Here is a 20,175-nt window from a genome sequence, read left to right on the forward strand (position 1 = left end):
CGAAAAATGAATAATCGAGATCGAAACGATCGCTGCACGAGAAGCGGGTTCGGGCGCGGCTGTAAGCAGCACGAGGAGCCGGCACACACTTGGCACGCACCCGCCTGCACCCGCTGCAACACCACAGGATTGGTGGCACACTAGGCCGCCCCTTTTTTCCATCCGCGGCGCGCCTGTCGCGCGCCCGTTCGCCAGGAGTTCAAACGTGACTGCCCAATGGATCGACATCCCGACCGGTAACGACAGCTTCGGCGGCTATCTCGCGCTGCCCAAGCGCGGCAAGGGCCCCGCTGTCATCATCATCCAGGAGATCTTCGGCGTGAACGCGCACATCCGCGCGGTCGCCGATCAGTACGCGGCCGACGGCTTCGTCGCGCTCGCGCCGGACGTGTTCTGGCGCACGCAGCCGCGCGTCGAGCTGACCTACGAAGGCGCCGATCGCGACAAAGGCATCGAGCTGATGAAGAAGACCGACGTCGGCCTCGCGGTCGCGGACATCGGCGCGGCCGCCGACGCATTGCGCGCACGCCCCGAAGTCGCCGGCAAGCTCGCCGCGATCGGCTACTGCTTCGGCGGCCAGCTCGCGTACCGCGCGGCCGCGACGGGCAAGGTCGATGCGGCAGTCGCCTATTACGGCGGCGGCATCCAGAATGCGCTCGACCTCGCCGGCCAGGTCACGCAGCCGATCCTGTTCCACTACGCGGAGAACGACCACGGGATCCCGCTCGACGCCGTCGAACAGGTGAAGGGCGCGTTCGCGGGCCGCGACAACGCGTCGTTCCACGTGTACCCGGGCGCCGAGCACGGCTTCAACTGCACGGACCGCGCGTCCTACAACCAGCGCGCGGCGGCCCTCGCGCACGGCCGCACGCTGACGTTCCTCGCCGAGCACCTGTAACGCGGCCGGTAACGGGCCCGGCACGCCGGGCCCGCGTTATCCTCCTTTCATCGCCACAGGTCACAACGGGGGTGACTGCGATGCACTCGGACTACTTGGCGCATGACGCGATCGGCCTCGCCGCACTCGTGCGCGAACGCAAGGCGAGCCCGCGCGAGCTGCTCGATGCCGCGATCGGCCAGGCCGAAGCGGTAAACGGCGCGGTCAACGCGATCGTGCTGCAGGACTACGACGCCGCGCGCAGGCGCACGGAGTCGGCCGTCGACGCCGGCACCGACGCGCCGTTCGCGGGCGTCCCGTATCTCGTGAAGGATCTCGGCGCGGCGGTCGCCGGGCTGCCGCTGTCGATGGGCAGCCGGCACTACCGCTACTTCGTGCCCGCCGACGATTCGCCGCTGATCGCGCGCAGCCGCGCGGCGGGGCTCAACGTGTTCGGCAAGACCAACACGTCGGAAATCGGCCAGATGCCGTACACCGAGCCCGAGCTGTTCGGCGCGTGCCGCAATCCGTGGAACCTCGATCACACGCCCGGCGGCTCGAGCGGCGGCGCGGCAGCCGCTGTCGCGGCCGGCATCGTGCCGCTCGCGCATGCGTCCGACGGCGGCGGCTCCATCCGGATCCCCGCGTCGTGCTGCGGGCTGTTCGGCCTGAAGCCGAGCCGCAACCCGGTGCTGGTCGACCTGCCGTCGAACGGCGAGCTGGTGGTCCAGCACGCGGTGTCGCGCAGCGTGCGCGACAGCGCGCTGCTGCTCGACGTGACGACCGGCCAGACGCTGCCGCCCGGCGCGCCCGGCACCTTTCTCGGCGCGCTCGACACGCCGCCCGGCCCGCTGCGGATCGGCCTCATCGCCGACCCGATGCTCGCCCCGGCGCTCGACGACGACACGCGCGCCGCGCTCGACGACGCGGCTGCGCTCGTCGAATCGCTCGGCCATCACGTCGAACCGGCGACGCTGCACATCGACTATGCGCGCGCGGCCGAGACCTTTCTCACGCTTTGGGCGACGATCGCCGAGGAGCTGGTGCTCGGCGCGCGCACGATCACCGGCCGCACGCCGAAGCGCGCGGAATTCGAACCGGCCACGTGGGCGATGGCCGTGATCGGCCGGCGCATCGCCCGCGCGCGGCTGCAGGACGTACTCGAATGGCAGCGCCAGCTCACCGTGCAGGTCGCGGGCCTCGTGTCGCGCTACGACGTGGTCCTGTGCGCGACGCTCGCGGGGCCGCCGGTCAGGATCGGCGCGCTGCAGCCGACGCCGTTCGAAGCCGCGCAGATGAAGCTGCTCGGCGCGCTGCCGGTGAAGCCGCTGCTGCGGGAAATGCTGGCGAAGACGTCGGAGAAGGCATTCGCGTGGGCCGGCTGCACCGAGCTGTTCAACCTGACGGGCCAGCCGGCGATGTCGGTGCCGCTCTACTGGAATGCGCGCGGGCTACCGATCGGCGTGCAGTTCGTCGCGCGTCACACCGACGATGCATTGCTGCTGAAGCTTGCACGCCAGCTCGAACAGGCGCGGCCGTGGTTCGACCGGCGCCCGCCGTTGATGCAGGCGCAGCGCTGACGCAAGCACCATTGCCATTGCCATCGCCACCGCCATCGGCCGATGGCGAAAAAAAACCCGCCGGTTTTGGCCGGCGGGGTTTCATCGCATGCAACCGCGCAATGGCGCTTACATCGCGAGCCGTTCGCAGATGGTCCGCGTCGCGGACGCCGCGTTCAGCGTATAGAAGTGCAGCCCCGGCACGCCCGCATCGACGAGGCGCTGGCACAGGCTCGTGACGACGTCCGCGCCGAACGCACGGATCGCGTCGCGATCGTCGCCGAAGCTCTCGAGCCGGCGCGCGACCCAGCGCGGCACTTCCGCGCCGCACATTTCCGAGAAGCGCATCAGTTGCGTGAAGTTCGTGATCGGCATGATGCCCGGCACGATCGGCACGTCCACACCCAGCTTGCGCGCATCGTCGACGAAGCGGAAATACGCGTCGGCGTTGAAGAAGTACTGCGTGATCGCGGAATTCGCGCCGGCCTTCACCTTGCGCGCGAAATTCTCGAGATCGGCCGCAGGCGTTCGCGCTTGCGGGTGGTACTCCGGATAGCCGGCGACTTCGATGTGGAACCAGTCGCCATGCTCGGCGCGGATGAAGCTGACGAGCTCCGACGCATAGCGCAGCTCGCCCACCGCGCCCATCCCCGACGGCAGGTCGCCGCGCAGCGCGACGATGTGGCGGATGCCGTGCGAGCGGTACTGGTCGAGGATCGCGCGCAGGTCGGCGCGCGACGAGCCGATGCACGACAGGTGCGGCGCGGCTTCGAGGCCGTCCTTCTGCATGTCGAGCACGGTGTCGAGCGTGCCCTGCTGCGTCGAGCCGCCGGCGCCGAACGTCACGGAGACGAATTTCGGCTTCAGCGGCAGCAGTTGCGCACGCGTCGCGCGCAGCTTCTCGACGCCTTCCGCCGTCTTCGGCGGGAAGAATTCAAACGAGAGTTCGATCGGTTTCATGATTCGCAAGAGTGGGCCCGGCCGTCAGCCGATGTCGCGCTGCCCGAAGATCAGCGCGGACAGCAGCCACGACACGATGCTGTACAGGATCGAACCGAAGAACGCGGACCAGAACCCCGACACCTCGAACCCCTTGAGCAGCGACGACGCGAACCAGAAGCACAGCGCGTTCACGACGAGGATAAACACCCCGAGCGTGACGATCGTGACGGGCAGCGTCAGCAGGATCAGCACCGGACGGATCACCGTGTTGATCAGGCCGAGCACGACCGCGATGATCAGCGCGGTGCCGAAGCTCTTGATGTGGATCGACGGCACGAGGTACGTGATGATCAGCAGCGCGAGGGCGTTGATGACCCAGGTGAGGATGACGCTCATGGAGGGCTCCGGTTCGATTGTCGATCTGTACGGTCAGTGGCCGCCGCCGGCCGCCCCGCGTGCCCGCGGGCACGGCGCGACGGCCGGCGATCCGGCACCATGCCGCGATGCCGCGCACGCCCGAAGCGGGACGCGCACGGCACGGCGGCGGCGCATCAGTAGCGGTAGTGGTTCGGCTTGAACGGGCCGTCCTTCTGCACGCCGATGTACGAAGCCTGCTCGTCCGTCAGCACGGACAGGTTCGCGCCGATGCGCGCGAGGTGCAGGCGCGCGACCTTTTCATCGAGATGCTTCGGCAGCACGTACACCTTGTTCTCGTACTCGGCGCCGCGCACGAACAGCTCGATCTGCGCGAGCGTCTGGTTCGCGAACGAGTTCGACATCACGAACGACGGGTGGCCGGTCGCGCAGCCGAGGTTCACCAGGCGGCCTTCGGCCAGCAGGATCACGCGCTTGCCGTCCGGGAAGATGATGTGGTCGACCTGCGGCTTGATGTTTTCCCACTGGTACTGGCGCGTCGACGCGACGTCGATTTCCGAGTCGAAGTGACCGATGTTGCAGACGATCGCGTTGTGGCGCATCGCCTTCATGTGATCGTGGTTGATCACGTGGTAGTTGCCGGTCGCCGTCACGAAGATGTCGGCCTTGTCGGCCGCGTATTCCATCGTCACGACGCGGTAGCCTTCCATCGCCGCCTGCAGCGCGCAGATCGGATCGATTTCGGTGATCCACACGGTGGCGCCCAGGCCGCGCAGCGACTGCGCGCAGCCCTTGCCCACGTCGCCGTAGCCCGCGACGACCGCGACCTTGCCCGCGATCATCACGTCGGTCGCGCGCTTGATGCCGTCGACGAGCGATTCACGGCAGCCGTACAGGTTGTCGAACTTCGACTTCGTGACCGAGTCGTTCACGTTGAACGCCGGGAACGGCAGGCGGCCGTCCTTTTCCATCTGGTACAGGCGGTGCACGCCGGTCGTGGTTTCTTCGGTCACGCCCTTGATGTGCGCGAGGCGCGTCGAGTACCAGGTCGGGTCGGCGTCGAGGTGCTTCGCGATCGACTTGTACAGCGCGACTTCTTCCTCGTTGGTCGGCTTCGCGATCACCGAACGATCCTTCTCGGCCTTCGCGCCGAGGATCAGCAGCAGCGTTGCGTCGCCGCCGTCGTCCAGGATCATGTTCGCGAATTCGCCGTTCGGCCATTCGAAGATGCGGTGCGAGAATTCCCAGTATTCGTCGAGCGACTCGCCCTTGAACGCGAACACCGGCGTGCCGGCTTCGACGATCGCGGCAGCGGCGTGATCCTGGGTCGAGAAGATGTTGCACGACGCCCAGCGGACATCGGCGCCGAGCGCCTTCAGCGTCTCGATCAGCACGCCGGTCTGGATCGTCATGTGCAGCGAGCCCGCGATGCGCGCGCCCTTCAGCGGCTGCTGCGCCTTGTATTCGTCGCGGATCTGCACGAGGCCGGGCATTTCGGTCTCGGCGATGTTCAGTTCCTTGCGGCCCCAGCCGGCAAGCGCCATGTCGGCGACGACGTAATCCTTGGAAGCTTGCGAATCGATAATGGCGTTCATCACGCCCTCCTTTCTAAAAAAGTTCTAGAAATTGGTGACGTGAGCGCCGTTCAGGAAGCGGGGCCGGCGCGAATCTCGCCGCACGGCTGCTTGGTGATGCTTTCCGAGCCTGGCGGACGCAGAAGGTCCGTCGCAACGCTCCTCGGAAAACGGGAGGGATTGTAGCAAATCGCGACGAAAATTTCTTGTGTCGGACCGTTGGATGGCCTATGCGGCGACGCGCTGGCCGAAGCGCGCCCTTTTATTGAGACTGAGACGGGCGCGGGCGGATTGCGCGGCAATCGAGTTGCCAGCCTCCGACGGAGGACCTGCCGGGGCGAATGACCTGCCGCGCCCCCGCCGTCCGCACGTTCAATTCTCCGCGCCGACCCACGCCTGTTCGCGCAACCGCGCGCGCAGGCGTGCGACGGCCTGGCTGTGCAGCTGGCACACGCGCGACTCGCTCACCTCGAGCACCGCGCCGATCTCGCGCAGGTTCAGCCCGCGCTCGTAGTACAGCGACATCAGCAGCTTCTCGCGCTCGGGCAGCCGGTCGATCGCGTCGACGAGCGCCTCGCGCAGGTGGTCGTCGAGCAGCGCCGACAACGGATCGGCGTGATCGACGCGATAGCGGTCGAGGAACGGCTCGTCGTCGGCCGCGCGGTCGAAATCCTCGTAGTAGATGAGCTGGCTGCCGTGCAGGTCCTGCAGCATCCCCTGGTATTCGTCGAGCGGCATCTTCAGGTGCTCGGCGATCTCGGTCTCGCTCGCCGAGCGGCCGAGCTGCTGCTCGACCTGGTGCACCGCGTACTCGACCTCGCGCGACGTCTTGCGCAGGCTGCGCGGCAGCCAGTCGTTGCTGCGCAGCTCGTCGAGCATCGCGCCGCGGATACGCTGCGTCGCGTAGGTCTCGAACTGCGCGCCCTGGTCTTCCTTGTAGCGGCCGGCCGCGTCCATCAGCCCGATCATGCCGGCCTGGATCAGGTCGTCGAGGTCGACGCTCGCCGGCATCTTCGCGACGAGCTGCAGCCCCAGGCGCCGCACGAGCGGCGCGTATTGCGCGAGCACGTCGGCCTGGGTCATCTTGCCTTGAGCGTTGTACATCATGGCTCTCTCCTTCCTCACGCGGCGTGGGCCGCTCCCGCCTCGTACGACGGCTTGCCGCCCGCATGCACGGCACGCCCCGCACCGGTACTCGGGCGCATCGGCCAGTACAGCAAATCGGCGGCAATCTGCCGGTAATCGCGCGCGGCCGCCGACGACGGGAACGCGTCGACCACCGTATGCATCAGGTCGCGCGCATGCTCGGCGAGCGGATCGGCGCTCACGCAGCCGGCGTCGGCGATCGACACCGTCAGGTAGCGGCTCGCGACGCCCGCGAGGTTGTCGAATGCGGTCCTGGCGTCGGCGTGGCTGCCGACGTGATTGGTCAGCACGCGGAACTGCGCGACCGCGTGCGCGAAATGCAGCCGCTTCATGCACGCGTACGCCTCGGTGATCGCCTGCGCGGCCACCCGCGTGACGATCAGCACGTCGTGCGCCTCGCGCGCGAGCGCGGAGAACGCGCCGTCCGCGCCGAGCTGCGCGTCGACCAGCACGATGTCGGCCTGGCCGTCGATGAAGTCGCTCAATTGCGTGTCGCTGTAGCCGTCGCGCGCGAACCCCGCGGCCGCGCACAGGCCGAACCCGGCGGCGACGCGCGTGCGCTCGCCGTCGCGCAGCCATGCGCCCGCCAGCGTCGCCGAGGCCGAATGCACGTCGGCACGCTCGTCGACGACGAGCACGTCCTTGCCGAGCGCGGCGAGCGCCGCCGCGACGTTCACGATGGTGGTCGTGCAGCCGACACCCGCCGGCCCGCCCGTCACCGCGACGATGCGCGACGCGCGCCCGGCCAGCAGGCGCCGCAGCCCTTCTGCCTGGTCGATGATCCGTTTATCCAAATCGCACCTCGTGCAGATCGGCGGTGGAACGGGCGGTCAGTGCGGAAAGCAGCGTCGGCATGTCCTCGTCCTCGGGCACGAAGGGCGAACCGTCGCGCGGCACACAGAACGCGCTCTTCAGCAGGAATTTGGTCGACGCGACGTACAGGTTCTCCGGCACCTTCTGGCCAGTCGACACGTAGTGAATGGGCAGCTTGTAGCGGATCACGGTGTCGAGTACGCCGCCGAGGTGGGTCGCCTCGTCGAGCTTCGTCAGGATGCAGCCGGCGAGATCGGGATACTCGGCCGCGCTGCGGTAGGCCTGGACGACTTCGTTGAGCGTGTCGCCGTGGCTCGTCGCGTTGAGCAGCAGCAGGCGCTGCACCGGCGCGTTCGCGCCGTGCAGCATCGCGATCTGGTCGGACAGCGCGCGATCGCGCTGGCTCATGCCGATCGTGTCGATCAGCACGATGTGCTTGTTGCGCAGCTCGGACAGCGCGAGCTCGAGGTCGCCCGCATCCTTCACCGCGTGCACGGGCACGCCGAGGATCTTGCCGAAGATGCGCAGCTGCTCATGGCCGCCGATCCGGTAGCTGTCGGTGGTCAGCAGCGCGACCTTGCTCGCGCCGAAGCGCATCACGCAGCGCGCCGCGAGCTTCGCGGTGGTGGTCGTCTTGCCGACACCGGTCGGCCCCATCAGCGCGAACACGCCGCCGCGCTCCATCAGCGCGTCTTCGTTCTCGAGCACCGGCAGGTTCGCCGCGAGCACCGACTGCGCCCATTCGGCGGCCTGCTCGAAGGTCTGCGCGCCGTCGCCGGACGGCAGGTTGTCGACCATCATGCGCACCAGCTGCGCGGAGAAGCCGGCCGAGAACAGGTGCTTGGTCAGCGCGCCGTGCACCGGGCTGCGGCGCTGGCGGTCGTGCCACATCAGACTGTCGAACTGCTCTTCCATCATCCCGCGCATCGCGCCGAGCTCGTGCATCACCGTGTCGTTGACGATGCTCTCGATGCGCGCCTTCACCGCGTCGGCTACCACGGCGGCCGCTTCGGCCGACAGGCGCGTGCGTTCGGCCGGCTTCGCGGCGTTCGTTTCATTCGTATCGCTTGCGCGGACGCCAGCGGCCGCGGACGGGATCCGGCGTTCGGCGTTGCGCACGATGTCGCGCGCCCAGCCGGCCGGCGTCGCGGCTGCCGCGTCCTGCTGCATGCGCGCCGGAGCCGGTGCCTGCGGCGCGGCCGATGCCGCCTGCGCGCGGGCGATCAGCGCTTCGCGCTGCTGCGTCAGGCGCTTCGCGTGCTCGACGAGCCACGGCGCGGGTTCGGACGACGCTGCCGGCGACGACGCTGCCGCGTCCGTTGCGTGTGCGTCAGCATCGAAGGCGGCCGGTTCCGTCGCTTCGGCGCTTGCGCCGAACACCGACGAGAACACGTCCGGCAGCCCGCCGTCGCCGGCTGCATACGGATTCACGGCCGGGCGCGCGAGCGCGGCGCCCGGGCGCGACACGATGCCCGGGACGGCCGCGGCCGGCACGGATTCCGGTGCGCGCGATGCGACGGTGCGCGGGCGCGCGGCGGCCGGCGGCGTGACCGCGGCGAGGTCCGAGTCGGCGAGTGCGACGATTTCGACGCTGCCGTCATCGAGCGTGCGGTTCGACAGCACGACGGCGTCGGCGCCCAGGGCCTCTCGCACGAGGCGAAGCGCGTCGCGGCTGGTCGCGCCAGTGAATTTGCGAATGTTCAAGCGGAACCCCCGATGACGTTAACGACTTTGATCGTGCGTGTGTCCGGCACTTCGGCGTACGACAGCACTTTCAGTTGCGGCAGGCTGCGGCGCAGGAAACGCGCGAGCATCGCGCGCAGCGCGTGCTGCACCAGCAGCACGGGCGGCAGCCCGAGATTCTGTTGACGCAGCATCGCCTGTTGCGTGCCGGTCAGAAGGTTGTGCGCGAGGCCGGGCTCGAGGCCCGGGTTCGCGCCGGTGGCGAGCGCCTGCGACAGCACGCGCTCCAGATTCGAATCGAGGCCCATCACCTGCATCTCGCCCGCGCCCGGATACCACTGCTGCGTGATCGCGCGGCCGAGCGACAGCCGCACCGCGGCGGTGATCTCGTACGCATCGCCGCGGCCGGCGTGTTCGGACACGGCCTCGAGGATCGTGCGCATGTCGCGGATCGGCACGCCTTCCTCGAGCAGGTTCTGCAGCACTTTCTGCAAGGTCGTGAGCGAGATCGTCTTCGGCACGAGGTCCTCGACGAGCGACGGCGCATCCTTGCCGGTACGCTCGACGAGCGCCTGCACTTCCTGGCGGCCGAGCAGTTCGGCCGCGTGCTGGACGACCAGATGGTTCAGGTGCGTCGCGACGACCGTGCTCGCATCGACCACCGTGTAGCCGTACACCTGCGCCTGCTCGCGCATCGCGACGTCGATCCACACGGCCGGCAGCCCGAACGCCGGGTCCTGCGTCGCGGCGCCCGGCAGCGCGGCCGTCACCTGGCCCGGGTTGATCGCGAGCCACTGGCCCGGGAACACTTCGCCCGCGCCGATCTCCACGCCCTTCAGCGCGATCCGGTACGCGTTCGGCCGCAGCTCGAGGTTGTCGCGGATATGGATCACCGGCGGCAGGAAGCCGATTTCCTGCGCGAACTTCTTGCGGATGCTCTTGATGCGCTTGAGCAGTTCGCCGTCGCTGTTCTTGTCGACGAGCGGAATCAGCCGGTAGCCGACTTCGAGGCCGAGCGGGTCGATCAGCTGCACGTCGTCCCAGGTCGCCTCGTGGCTGTCGCCCGGCAACGCGGCGGGCGGCGCGACCTCGGTCACGTCGCCGGCGGCGAGGCGGGCCGCCGCGCGGCGGCTCTGCGTGCGGGCCAGCCAGATCGCGCCGGCGCCGAGCGCGAGGAACGCGAAATGCGGCATGCCCGGGATCAGCCCCATCAGCACGATGATCGCGCCGGTGATGTTCAGCACGCGCGGGTTCGTGAACAGCTGGCCGGTGATCTGCGTGCCGATGTCCTCGTCGGTCGCCACGCGCGACACGATCACGCCGGCCGCCGTCGAGATCACGAGCGACGGGATCTGTGCGACGAGGCCGTCGCCGATCGTCAGCAGCGTGTAGTTGGTGCCGGCCGCCGCGAAGCTCATGTCGTGCTGCACCATCCCGACGATCAGCCCGCCGATCACGTTGATCGCCATGATGATCAGGCCCGCGATCGCGTCGCCGCGCACGAACTTCGACGCGCCGTCCATCGACCCGTAGAACTCGGCTTCCTGCGACACGGCCAGGCGGCGCTTGCGTGCCTGCTCTTCGTTGATGAGGCCCGCGTTCAGGTCGGCGTCGATCGCCATCTGCTTGCCGGGCATCGCGTCGAGCGTGAAGCGCGCGGACACTTCCGCGATCCGCCCAGCGCCCTTCGTGATCACCATGAAGTTGATGATCATCAGGATCACGAACACGACGATGCCGACCGCGAAGTTGCCGCCGACGAGGAAGTGGCCGAACGCCTCGATCACCTGGCCGGCCGCGTCGGGGCCGGTGTGGCCCTCGAGCAGCACGACGCGCGTCGACGCGACGTTCAGCGACAGGCGCAACAGCGTGGAGAACAGCAGCACGCTCGGGAACGCCGCGAAGTCGAGCGGCTTCATCGTGTACATGCTGACGAGCAGCACCATCACCGACAGCGCGATGTTGAAGGTGAACAGCAGATCCAGCAGCAGCGGCGGCAGCGGCAGGATCATCATCCCCAGGATCATGCAGATGAGGACGGGGCCCGCGAGCCCGCGCAGGTTGGCGCCCGCGAACGGGTTCGTGCGTTTGGCGAACAGGCCGGTGGTCGGGGTGCTCATGCTGCGTTCCCTTGCGTGCCGAGCGTGTCCTCGGCTTCTTCACGCGCGTCGTCGGCCGATACCGACGTCCCCTTGTCGAGGTCGGCCGGCACCTCGAGATCGACCGGCGCGGCCGGGAACGCGCCGCCTTCCGAGCGGAAGCGTCGCAACTGATACACCCACGCGAGCACCTCGGCGACGGCCGAGTACAGCGAGCCGGGAATCTCGCGTTCGATTTCGACGTTGTGATACAACGCACGCGCGAGCGGCGGCGCTTCGAGCAGCGGCACGTTGTGCTCGGCCGCGAGTTCGCGGATGCGCGCGGCGACGAGATTCACGCCCTTCGCGACGACCTTCGGCGCGCGCATCTCGCCGTCCGTGTATTGCAGCGCGACGGCGAAGTGCGTCGGGTTCGTGACGACCACGTCGGCCTTAGGCACGGCGGCCATCATCCGGCGCCGCGCGATCGCGCGCTGCTGCTGGCGGATGCGGCCCTTCACGTGCGGATCGCCTTCGTTCTCGCGATGCTCGCGCTTCACTTCTTCCTTCGTCATGCGCAACTTCTTGTTGTACTGCCAGATTTGGTAAGGCACGTCGAGCGCGGCGACCACCAGCATCCCGGCGACCGTCGTGCCGCAGCACACGGCGACCAGATGCATCGCATCGGCAACCGCCGAGCCGAGCGGCTGGGTCGCGAGACCGAGCAGCTCGTCCTTGCTGCGCCAGATCGCGATGCCGCCGATCCCGCCGACGACCAAAGTCTTCGCGAGCGACATCCCGAGCTGGATCGGCCCCTGGATCGAGAAGATGCGGCCGAGGCCCGAGATCGGGTTCAGGCGGTCGAACTTCAGCTCGAAGGTCTTCTGCGAGATCAGCCAGCCGCCGAGCGCCATCGGCGCGAGCAGCGCGGCAAGGCCGGTGAGCGCGAGGATCGGCAGCAGCGCGGCGAGCCCTTCGATGCTCGCGCTGCCGGCCGCCGACAGCATCCGGTGCGTGTCGAACGCGGTGGCGCGGTCGAACGCGAACGCGCCGCGCAGCATGGCCTGGAGATGAGCGCCCGACGGAGCCGCGAGCAGCCACGCGCCGTAGAAGCCGGCCGCGAGCAGCGCGAACGAAGCCAGCTCGCGCGAACGCGCGACCTGCCCCTCCTCGCGCGCCTTTTCGCGGCGCCTCGGAGTGGCGGCTTCGGTTCTGTCGAGATCGCTCTCGTCTGCCACGTGGCCTCCAGTCGGGTACGGCGAAATGCCGCTTTCCAGTGACACCGATTATTCATGCGCGGGTCAAACGCCGATCGGTCGAGCAAAGCCGGGAAAGGGGGGTATTTCGGGGAATCGGGCGCGGCGGTGCGGGGAGAGGCGGCGGGTGGGTGTGGCGGGCGGAGGATGGTGGGGGAAACGCGTGTGCGGGGGGTGTGGTGAAGCGGGGGGTGTGGTGAAGCGGGGGAGGTGGTGAAGCGGGGGAGGTGGTGAGGCGGATGAGATGGATGAGGCGGTGAAGCGGTGAGGCGGATGAGGCCGTGAGGCGGATGAGGCCGTGAGGCGGATGAGATGGTGAGGCAGGGAGTCGGTGAGACGGTGAACTATCGGCCCGCCCCCGACGCGACGGCCGCGCGTCGGGGCGGGCAACGCTCAGATCGCCGGAATCGGATCCGTGCCGAAGCGGTTCGGCCCATTCGTGCCGCGCGAGCACATCCACACGAGCAGCAGGATCCCGCCGATGAGCGGAATGAACGCGATCAGCAGAAACCAGCCCGAGCGGCCCGTATCGTGCAGGCGGCGCACGGTGACCGCGAGGCTCGGCAGCACGAGCGCGAGCGACACGACCAGCGCGACGATCGCCAGCAGCAGCGGAACCGCGCCGCTTTCGCGGCCGGCGGCGGCGAGCAGTTGGCAGGCGATCGACACGACGCCGGTGAGCAGCGCGAAATACCAGTATTCGGCGCGGCGTGCGCGGCCTTCGAATTTCGCATACTGATTGAATACGGAACGAATGGCTTCGGTGAAATTCATCTTATTGCCCTCCTGTTTTTTAATCGACGACCCCGGAAACAACGGGGGCATTATAAGTTTGAATTTCGACACGTCGCATCTCTTTTCGCGTGACGATCGCCGTGGTGACTGCCATCGTGGCGCAGGGCAGCCACAGCAACGACGCGCCGGACCGCCGCATGCATGTCACGCCATTTTTATAATCGCAACGCGCCGACAAAAATATCAGCCGGATAATCCATGAATTGATTACGCCAGGATGAAATGGATCACGATCGATAATCGAACCGCTCAGATGACGACCGATTTACCGGCCGGCCGGGAATCGCTTCGTGCATCGCATGCCCGCATCGAAAATACCGCCTCCCGGCCGGCGTTCGCGCTAGCCGGCCGCCGCCTGCTGCAGCGCATCGAGATCGAGCTTCTTCATCTTCATCACCTGCGCCATCACGCGTTCGGCGCGGGCCGGGTCGCCCGTCATCAACTCGGCCATCTGCACGGGCACCACCTGCCACGACACGCCGAAGCGGTCGCGCAGCCAGCCGCACTGCTGCGCGCGCTCGTCGCCGCCTTCGGCCAGCGCCGCCCAGTAGCGGTCGATCTCCTGCTGGTCGCGGCAATTGACGACGAACGACACGGCCGGCGTGAGCGGAAACACCGGGCCACCGTTTAGCGCAAGAAACGCCTGCCCGTCGAGTTCGAACGACACCGTCATCACCGTGCCCTCGGCCTGGCCCGACGCCTGCGCGCCCGATTTGCCGTAGCGGGCGACGTGCAGGATCCGTGCGTCGTCGAACACCGACACGTAGAAGCGGGCGGCCGCCTCGGCGTCCTGGTCGAACCACAGAAACGGCGTGATGCGTTGAATGCGCTGACTCATGGCGCTGTCTCCTCGATGTCGTGCCGGCACCGATGCCGGTCTTATATCGTAGGCGCTATGCCGGCGTGGCGCGGCCGCCCGGTACGTAGTCCGCCCGCCCCCGCGGAATCAAAAAAAGGGGGCGATCGCTCGCCCCCTCTTGCTGCCGCCGTTCGTGCGCGCTCAGAACGCGACGTAAGGCTGCTGCCCGCCGGTCGACGTCTTGTCCATCCCGAAGTAGATCGTCTTGCCGTAGAAGTGCGGCATGCCGAGATCGAGCCAGCCGGCCAGGCCGAACGGGCCGGCGATGTCGTTGAACGCGAACGTCGACGCGTTCGCGAACACCGCATCGGCATTCACGACGGGCATCGACACGCCGCCCGACGCACCGTTCCTGCCGGTCAGCGTCGCCGTATAGGTGGTCGACGAGGTCGGGCAATAGAACTGCGTATTGGTCGAGCACTTCCTCTGCGACGAATCGTCGAAGAAGTACGCGTTCGACCCGGTATCGAAGAACGCGGTCGCGCTGTTGCCGAGGAACGTCGCGCTCACGTCGCCCGTCGTCGTCGACGTCAACACCGTCGATGCCCCGAGCGCGTTGTTGCTCTGCGTGCCGATCCCGAACGTCAGCAGGCCCGTCGCGCTGCCCTGCCCGCTGTTCGAGATGTTCGGCATCTGCACGATCACGCCGTTGTTGTCGGTCGCGAAGCGATGGACCGGGTTGGCCACCTGCTGCGCCACCGGCACCAGCGCCACCGTGCAGCTCGAATTGCCGTTCGGGCACGCGTAGTAGTTGTTGTACGTCGCCGACGTCAACGTCGCGCAGTTGATGCCGCAATCGACCGGCGCCGGCCCGATGCCGAGGATGCCGTTCGCGCCGAGGTCGCGCGCCGTGTTGGCCGACGCGCCGCCGTTCGTGCACGAGCTCGGTACGTTGCTCGTGCCGAGGTCGCCGATGATCTGCACCGGCAGCGAAGCCGCGTGCTCGGAGCCGATCGTCAGGTCGACGGTACGCACCGTGCCCCACGTGTAGCTCGACACGAACTTCCCGCATTCGGCGACCGGCGCGCCGCCGCTCGTCACCTGCGGCAGGTTGTTCAACACGCCCACGGCGCTGCCGACCAGCCGCAGCCCGTACGACGCGGTGTCGACGAGCACGTTGTTGACCACCTGGCAGTTCGACGTGCCCGGCGCGCAGATCTTCACGTTGACGGTCGGGATGTTGATCACTTGCGCGACGCCGCTGTTGACCGTGATCACGGCCGTGTTCGCGGTGTTGCCGTCCGATACGTTGCCGCCGCCGCTACCGCCGTTGTTGTCGTCGCCGCCGCCGCATGCGGTCACGAGCAGGGCCGTGGCAGCCGCCAGGCCCAGCACGCCGACCCAGCGCTTGAAGGTACGAGGAATTCTCAAGATCGCTCTCCCGCTGTCACTGGATGTCGGTGCCGGACAGGCCGGCAGGCAGCGCGGCCGGCAGCCACGCCTGGCCCGCGAAGGCGCCCATGTGGCCGCCGGTGCGGATCACGAGCCCGCTCGTATCGACGGACACGGGCGCGCGCCAGCCGCGCGCCGCGTGCGCGGCCTGGACGCCGGCGGTGTACTGCGGGAAATAGCTGCCGAGCAGCGACGCGAGGTCCGGCATGCTCGGCCCGCGCCAGGCAAGGCCGAACACGGTGCCCGCGGCGCTCGTGTATTCGCGAATGACGGTGCCCGATCCGAGCGTGATCTCGCGGACGGTGTAGGCGGCCGTGTTCGCCTGCGCGCCGTCGGCCGAGCGCATCGCGCGCTGCATCGCGCGCACGGTGGCGGCGTGATCGTCCGCCGGCGGCGACATCGGCGCGCCGCCCAGTTCGGCGTGTGCGTGGACGCTCCACAGCACACCCATTGCAGCCGTCGCGTGCGCGGCGGCCCAGCCCAAGCGTTTCAGCTTCACGTTCCCCCCCAAAGGGACTGGCTTCGTGGCCGGCGGGCCCCATCAGGCTCGGCGCCACCGGCCAACATATGAAAGTCGTAAAAATGACGCGTCGTTACTGCTGACGCGTAGTATGCCTGCGGAGTGCGCCGGAGTGTCAAATCGTCGCGGCACGAAGGGCACGAAGGGCACGAAGGGGCACGAAGCGCACGACGGGCGCGCCGGCCCCGCTCCCGGCCGGTGGGGGGGAAACCGGCGAAAGCCACGCACGTCGGGCCGCTCCACGACAGGGAGCGGCGCCGATGCGATCAGAAGCCGCGGGGCCGCCTCAGAAGCCGAGGCTTGCGAGCAGGTCGTCGACCTGCCCCTGGTCCTGCACGACGTCTGACTTGCCTTCCGGTGCGATCTGCGGCCCGTTCAGCAGCGACTCGGGGCTGCCGGTCGCGCTGATCTGCTCGGCCGCGAGCGCGGCCGCGGTCGCCGCGAACTGCTCGCGCCGCTCGGGCGCGATGTTCTCGACGAGCACGGTGAGCAGCTGCTGCTCGATCAGGTAGACCATGTCCATGATCTTCTTGATCACCTGCCCGGTCAGGTCCTGGAAGTCCTGCGCGAGCATGATCTCCAGCAGCTGCGCGCTGGTCGCCGACGTCGCGTCGGGCAGCGCGTGCAGGAACGTGCGCGTGTCGTCCATCAGCTCGCGCACTTCCGCGTGCTCGATCGGCGCCGCGTACCACTGCGTCCAGCGCGCGTCGAGCGCCTCGGCCTCGTTCTGGATGCGTTCCTGCACCGGCTTCGCGATCTCGATCGCGTTCAGCACGCGCTCGGCCGCCTGCTCGGTCATCGTCGCGACGTAGCGCAGCCGGTCGCGCGCATCGGGCACGGCTTCCGCCGCGCGCTCGACGTGCTTGTCGAGCCCCAGTTCGCGCATCGAGTCGCGCAGCGCGCGCGTGACCTGGCCGATGCGCGCGAGGATCCGGTCGCTCGCGAAATCGGCGCCTTCGGCGTGGCTGTCGGCGCTGAACGCCGCGCTGGCGAGCGCTGCATGGATCGGCTGGTTCACGTCAGCTCCCGGCCTTCGCCATCTTGTCGATGATCTTGTTCAGCTTCTCGTCGAGCGTCGCGGCCGTGAACGGCTTCACGACATAGCCGCTCGCGCCCGCCTGCGCGGCCGCGATGATGTTCTCCTTCTTCGACTCGGCCGTGACCATCAGCACCGGCAGGTGCGTGAGCGTCGCGTCCGCGCGAATTTCCTTCAGCATCGCGAGGCCGTCGAGGTTCGGCATGTTCCAGTCGGAGATCACGAAGTCGAAGCCGCCGCCGCGCAGCCGCGCGAGGCCGGCCGCGCCGTCCTCGGCTTCGTCGACGTTCGTGTAGCCCAGTTCCTTGAGCAGGTTGCGGACGATCCGGCGCATCGTCGGGAAATCGTCCACCACCAGGATTTTCATGCTCTTGTCCATCGTCGTTCCTTTCCAGATTCGTTACCGTCAGGGCCCGTAGCAACCCACGTGCCCCGTGACATTTGATTCAGACGCGCTGCACCCGATCGCCCATCGTCGCCAGGCGCGCCATCACGCGCCGGCTCATCTCGCCCAGCGAGACGACCTCGTCCGCGCCGCCGAGCGCGATCGCCTCGCGCGGCATCCCGAACACGATGCAGCTCGCCTCGTCCTGCGCGAACGTATGAGCGCCCGCGCGCTTCATGTCCAGCAGGCCGGCCGCGCCGTCGCGGCCCATCCCCGTGAGGATCACGCCGATCGCATTCTTGCCCGCGTGCTGCGCCGCCGAGCGGAACAGCACGTCGACCGACGGCCGATGGCGGTTCACCGGCGGCTCGTCGGACAACTGCGCGATGTAGTTCGCGCCGCTGCGCGCGAGCAGCAGGTGTGCATGGCCCGGCGCGATGTACGCATGGCCCGGCAGCACGCGTTCGCCGTGCTCGGCTTCCTTCACCGCGATCCGGCACAGGCCGTTCAGCCGCTGCGCGAACGACTTGGTGAAGCCGGGCGGCATGTGCTGCGCGATCAGCACCGCCGGCGCATCCGGCGGCAGCGGCGTCAGCACCTCGCGGATCGCCTCGGTGCCGCCCGTCGACGCACCGATGATGATCAGCTTCTCGGTACTGACGAGCGGATTGTTGATCATCGGCGCGGCCGGCTGGCCGCTCGCCGTGGGCGCGGCGGCCTGCGGCTGCGGCGTCTGCCGCACGCGGGCGCGCGACGCCGCGCGGATCTTGTCCGCGAGCTTTTCCGCGTAGTCGAGCATGCCGTCGCGAATCCCGACGCGCGGCTTCGTGACGAAATCCACCGCGCCGAGTTCGAGCGCGCGCAGCGTGATCTCGGAGCCGCGCTCGGTCAGCGACGACACCATCACGACCGGCATCGGCCGCAGGCGCATCAGCTTCTCGAGGAAGTCGAGCCCGTCCATGCGCGGCATTTCGACGTCCAGCGTCAGGACGTCCGGGTTGTGCTGCTTGATGAGATCGCGCGCGACGAGCGGATCGGGCGCGGTCGCGCACACCGTCATGTCGGGCTGGCTGTTGATGATCTCCGTCATCAGGCTGCGGATCAGCGCCGAATCGTCGACGCACAACACTTTGATCTTCTGCACTGCGGTCATGCCTCCTGCTTTCTCGAAAGGTTGGCCGCGCTCGGGCTGCCGGCGTACGAGCTGCCGGTCTTCGGGTTCGTCGTCTGCGCGCCGCCGGCGCCGCGTGCGCCGAACAGCTCGATGCGCGGGCGCGCCGGCGGCGGCGCGGCCGGCCGCTTCGCCGCGAACAGCTCGACGTGCGCGCGCTGCCGGCCGGCCCGCACGCGGTCGGCCTCGCGCGCCAGCGCGGCTTCGCGCTCGGTCACGCCCGGCACCTGCAGCCGCAGCTTCTTCACCATCGCGCGCCCGGTGCGCGGCATGAACGCGACCTTGCGCGGGTGCACGCCCTGCAGATCCTCCGCGGTGATGCGGATGCGCTCGAGCGCGAGATAGCGGCGCACGAAATCCGCGTTGCGATCGCCGATGTTGATCGTCGTCATCCCGGCCAGCACGGCCGCGCCGCCGAACACCTTCGCCTCGAAGCGCTCGCGGCGCCCGCCGGCCTTGATCAGTTCGTTGATCAGCACTTCCATCGCGTACGCGCCGTAACGCATCGAATCCGACGCGGCCGCGCCGGCATCGGCGCCGTCGTCGGGCAGCATGAAGTGATTCATCCCGCCGATGCCCGCGAGCGGGTCGTGCAGGCACGCGGCGACGCACGAGCCCAGCACGGTCATCAGCACCATGTCCTCGGACGTCGTGTAGAACTCGTTCGGCAGCAGCTTCACGCCCGGGCGTTCGAAGTGGTTGTCGAAGTAGCGATTGGTCGCGATCGGCAGGCCGCTCATTCGCGTTCTCCGTAAGCGAGCGCGGCACGCGCGGGCGCGCGCGGCGGCGCTGCGGCGGCCGGCGTCGCGCCGCGCGGGCGCGAGCCTTGCGCGGCATCGCGCGTCAGTTCGTACACCGTCTGCCCGCGCAGCCGGAATGCCTGCGACACGTACGTGAAATTCTCCGAATGCCCGGCGAACAGCAGCCCGCCCGGCTTCACGAGCGGCTCGAAGCGCGACAGCACCTGCCCTTGCGTCGGCTTGTCGAAATAGATCATCACGTTGCGGCAGAAGATCGCGTCGAACGGCTTCGCGATCCCGTAGTCGGCATCGGTCAGGTTCAGCTGCTCGAAGCGGATCATCGCGCGCAGTTCCGGGCGCACCTTCACGCGGCCGGCCTGCGCGCCGGTGCCCTTCAGGAAGAAGCGCTTGAGCCGCTCCGGGCTCAGGTGCTTGACCTGGTCGTACGTATAGATGCCGGCCTCGGCCTTCGCGAGCACCTGCGTGTCGAGGTCGGTCGCGAGGATCGACGCGCCGCGCGCGGCCGATTCGCCGAGCGCCTCGATCAGCGTGATCGCGATCGAGTAAGGTTCCTCGCCGGTCGACGCCGCCGAACACCACACCGACACGGGCGCAGGACGCCCCTTCACGAAGTCGGCAAGGATCGGGAAATGGTGCGACTCGCGGAAGAACGCGGTGAGGTTCGTCGTCAGCGCGTTGGTGAACGCCTCCCACTCGAGCGGATCGTCCTCCTGCTCGAGCAGGTCGAGATAGTCGCGGAACGTGTCGAGGCCGCGTGCGCGCAGCCGGCGTGCCAGCCGGCTGTACGCCATGTCGCGCTTGTGCTCGGACAGCGAGATGCCTGCGCGTTGATGGATCAGCGCGCGGATGCGTGCGAAATCCGCGCCGGTAAACGCGAAGTCGCGCCCCGGCTCGCCCGCGCGGGGCGAGGTATCCGGTGCATCGGGTCGAAACGGTGCGCGCGCGGACGGCAT

At 68.4% G+C, this 20,175-nt stretch carries 19 protein-coding genes and 1 riboswitch; of the genes, 2 read left to right on the top strand and 17 right to left on the bottom strand.

What is annotated here, in order from left to right; translation table 11 throughout:
- Nucleotides 1-205: 205 nt before the first annotated feature.
- Nucleotides 206-898 (top strand): dienelactone hydrolase family protein, encoded by a 693-nt coding sequence (locus ABIC50_RS31420; RefSeq protein WP_175715779.1) that lies wholly within the window; start codon nt 206-208, stop codon nt 896-898.
- Between the two features lie 80 nt (nt 899-978).
- Nucleotides 979-2,457: an amidase gene (locus tag ABIC50_RS31425; protein WP_354168668.1), complete on the top strand. Its 1,479-nt coding sequence runs from the start codon at nt 979-981 to the stop codon at nt 2,455-2,457.
- A gap of 108 nt (nt 2,458-2,565) precedes the next feature.
- Here ABIC50_RS31425 and metF read toward each other — a convergent pair whose 3' ends face one another.
- The 17 genes from metF to ABIC50_RS31510 all read right to left on the bottom strand — a co-directional run bounded on the left by metF (nt 2,566) and on the right by ABIC50_RS31510 (nt 20,175).
- Nucleotides 2,566-3,396, bottom strand: a complete 831-nt coding sequence (gene metF / locus ABIC50_RS31430) for a methylenetetrahydrofolate reductase [NAD(P)H] (RefSeq protein WP_354168670.1) — start codon at nt 3,394-3,396, stop codon at nt 2,566-2,568.
- A gap of 24 nt (nt 3,397-3,420) precedes the next feature.
- Nucleotides 3,421-3,774 carry a phage holin family protein gene (locus tag ABIC50_RS31435; RefSeq protein WP_006477367.1) on the bottom strand — a complete coding sequence of 118 codons (354 nt, stop codon included), beginning with the start codon at nt 3,772-3,774 and terminating at the stop codon, nt 3,421-3,423.
- A gap of 155 nt (nt 3,775-3,929) precedes the next feature.
- On the bottom strand, nt 3,930-5,348 hold the full coding sequence (gene ahcY, locus ABIC50_RS31440) for an adenosylhomocysteinase (protein WP_011655697.1): 1,419 nt from the start codon (nt 5,346-5,348) through the stop codon (nt 3,930-3,932).
- Between the two features lie 34 nt (nt 5,349-5,382).
- Nucleotides 5,383-5,498: riboswitch (S-adenosyl-L-homocysteine riboswitch) on the bottom strand.
- Nucleotides 5,499-5,699: 201 nt separating this feature from the next.
- On the bottom strand, nt 5,700-6,434 hold the full coding sequence (locus ABIC50_RS31445; protein WP_006760814.1) for an RNA polymerase sigma factor FliA: 735 nt from the start codon (nt 6,432-6,434) through the stop codon (nt 5,700-5,702).
- A 14-nt stretch (nt 6,435-6,448) separates the two neighbouring features.
- A complete protein-coding gene (locus ABIC50_RS31450) occupies nt 6,449-7,267 on the bottom strand; it encodes a nucleotide-binding protein (RefSeq protein WP_354168672.1) in 819 nt (272 codons plus the stop codon).
- Nucleotides 7,260-8,990, bottom strand: coding sequence for a flagellar biosynthesis GTPase FlhF (flhF, locus tag ABIC50_RS31455; protein WP_354168674.1), 1,731 nt, complete (start codon nt 8,988-8,990; stop codon nt 7,260-7,262). The genes ABIC50_RS31450 and flhF overlap by 8 nt, the downstream gene beginning before the upstream one ends.
- Nucleotides 8,987-11,089 (bottom strand): flagellar biosynthesis protein FlhA, encoded by a 2,103-nt coding sequence (flhA, locus tag ABIC50_RS31460; protein ID WP_175723758.1) that lies wholly within the window; start codon nt 11,087-11,089, stop codon nt 8,987-8,989. Before flhA ends, flhF begins: the two co-directional genes overlap by 4 nt.
- The gene (flhB, locus tag ABIC50_RS31465; RefSeq protein WP_126226971.1) at nt 11,086-12,285 is read right to left on the bottom strand and encodes a flagellar biosynthesis protein FlhB; all 1,200 of its coding nucleotides are present in this window, start codon (nt 12,283-12,285) and stop codon (nt 11,086-11,088) included. The genes flhA and flhB overlap by 4 nt, the downstream gene beginning before the upstream one ends.
- Nucleotides 12,286-12,696: 411 nt before the next feature.
- The gene (locus ABIC50_RS31470) at nt 12,697-13,077 is read right to left on the bottom strand and encodes a DUF805 domain-containing protein (RefSeq protein ID WP_011655691.1); all 381 of its coding nucleotides are present in this window, start codon (nt 13,075-13,077) and stop codon (nt 12,697-12,699) included.
- Nucleotides 13,078-13,438: 361 nt separating this feature from the next.
- Nucleotides 13,439-13,936, bottom strand: a complete 498-nt coding sequence (locus ABIC50_RS31475; RefSeq protein WP_011655690.1) for a VOC family protein — start codon at nt 13,934-13,936, stop codon at nt 13,439-13,441.
- Between the two features lie 162 nt (nt 13,937-14,098).
- Nucleotides 14,099-15,328 (bottom strand): DUF3443 domain-containing protein, encoded by a 1,230-nt coding sequence (locus tag ABIC50_RS31480; RefSeq protein WP_354168676.1) that lies wholly within the window; start codon nt 15,326-15,328, stop codon nt 14,099-14,101.
- 16 nt (nt 15,329-15,344) lie between these two features.
- Nucleotides 15,345-15,848, bottom strand: a complete 504-nt coding sequence (locus ABIC50_RS31485; protein ID WP_175657344.1) for a DUF2844 domain-containing protein — start codon at nt 15,846-15,848, stop codon at nt 15,345-15,347.
- Between the two features lie 307 nt (nt 15,849-16,155).
- Nucleotides 16,156-16,887 carry a protein phosphatase CheZ gene (cheZ, locus tag ABIC50_RS31490; protein ID WP_006754879.1) on the bottom strand — a complete coding sequence of 244 codons (732 nt, stop codon included), beginning with the start codon at nt 16,885-16,887 and terminating at the stop codon, nt 16,156-16,158.
- A gap of 1 nt (nt 16,888) precedes the next feature.
- Nucleotides 16,889-17,284: a chemotaxis response regulator CheY gene (cheY, locus tag ABIC50_RS31495; protein ID WP_006754880.1), complete on the bottom strand. Its 396-nt coding sequence runs from the start codon at nt 17,282-17,284 to the stop codon at nt 16,889-16,891.
- A gap of 67 nt (nt 17,285-17,351) precedes the next feature.
- A complete protein-coding gene (locus ABIC50_RS31500; protein WP_354168678.1) occupies nt 17,352-18,443 on the bottom strand; it encodes a protein-glutamate methylesterase/protein-glutamine glutaminase in 1,092 nt (363 codons plus the stop codon).
- Nucleotides 18,440-19,201 carry a chemoreceptor glutamine deamidase CheD gene (gene cheD / locus ABIC50_RS31505; RefSeq protein ID WP_126226968.1) on the bottom strand — a complete coding sequence of 254 codons (762 nt, stop codon included), beginning with the start codon at nt 19,199-19,201 and terminating at the stop codon, nt 18,440-18,442. Before cheD ends, ABIC50_RS31500 begins: the two co-directional genes overlap by 4 nt.
- Entirely contained in the window at nt 19,198-20,175 is a 978-nt protein-coding gene (locus ABIC50_RS31510) for a CheR family methyltransferase (protein ID WP_126226967.1), read from the bottom strand. The genes cheD and ABIC50_RS31510 overlap by 4 nt, the downstream gene beginning before the upstream one ends.

The organism is Burkholderia sp. 567 (assembly GCF_040545115.1).
Lineage (GTDB): Bacteria > Pseudomonadota > Gammaproteobacteria > Burkholderiales > Burkholderiaceae > Burkholderia > Burkholderia ambifaria.

Excerpts from the sequence above, each read along its gene's own strand:
- ABIC50_RS31470 (WP_011655691.1), bottom strand. The coding sequence starts at position 13,077 with ATGAATTTCACCGAAGCCATTCGTTCCGTATTCAATCAGTATGCGAAA.
- cheD (WP_126226968.1), bottom strand. The coding sequence starts at position 19,201 with ATGAGCGGCCTGCCGATCGCGACCAATCGCTACTTCGACAACCACTTC.
- metF (WP_354168670.1), bottom strand. The coding sequence starts at position 3,396 with ATGAAACCGATCGAACTCTCGTTTGAATTCTTCCCGCCGAAGACGGCG.
- flhA (WP_175723758.1), bottom strand. The coding sequence starts at position 11,089 with ATGAGCACCCCGACCACCGGCCTGTTCGCCAAACGCACGAACCCGTTC.
- ahcY (WP_011655697.1), bottom strand. The coding sequence starts at position 5,348 with ATGAACGCCATTATCGATTCGCAAGCTTCCAAGGATTACGTCGTCGCC.
- ABIC50_RS31435 (WP_006477367.1), bottom strand. The coding sequence starts at position 3,774 with ATGAGCGTCATCCTCACCTGGGTCATCAACGCCCTCGCGCTGCTGATC.
- ABIC50_RS31510 (WP_126226967.1), bottom strand. The coding sequence starts at position 20,175 with ATGCCGTCCGCGCGCGCACCGTTTCGACCCGATGCACCGGATACCTCG.
- ABIC50_RS31425 (WP_354168668.1), top strand. The coding sequence starts at position 979 with ATGCACTCGGACTACTTGGCGCATGACGCGATCGGCCTCGCCGCACTC.
- ABIC50_RS31500 (WP_354168678.1), bottom strand. The coding sequence starts at position 18,443 with ATGACCGCAGTGCAGAAGATCAAAGTGTTGTGCGTCGACGATTCGGCG.
- ABIC50_RS31475 (WP_011655690.1), bottom strand. The coding sequence starts at position 13,936 with ATGAGTCAGCGCATTCAACGCATCACGCCGTTTCTGTGGTTCGACCAG.
- ABIC50_RS31445 (WP_006760814.1), bottom strand. The coding sequence starts at position 6,434 with ATGATGTACAACGCTCAAGGCAAGATGACCCAGGCCGACGTGCTCGCG.
- cheY (WP_006754880.1), bottom strand. The coding sequence starts at position 17,284 with ATGGACAAGAGCATGAAAATCCTGGTGGTGGACGATTTCCCGACGATG.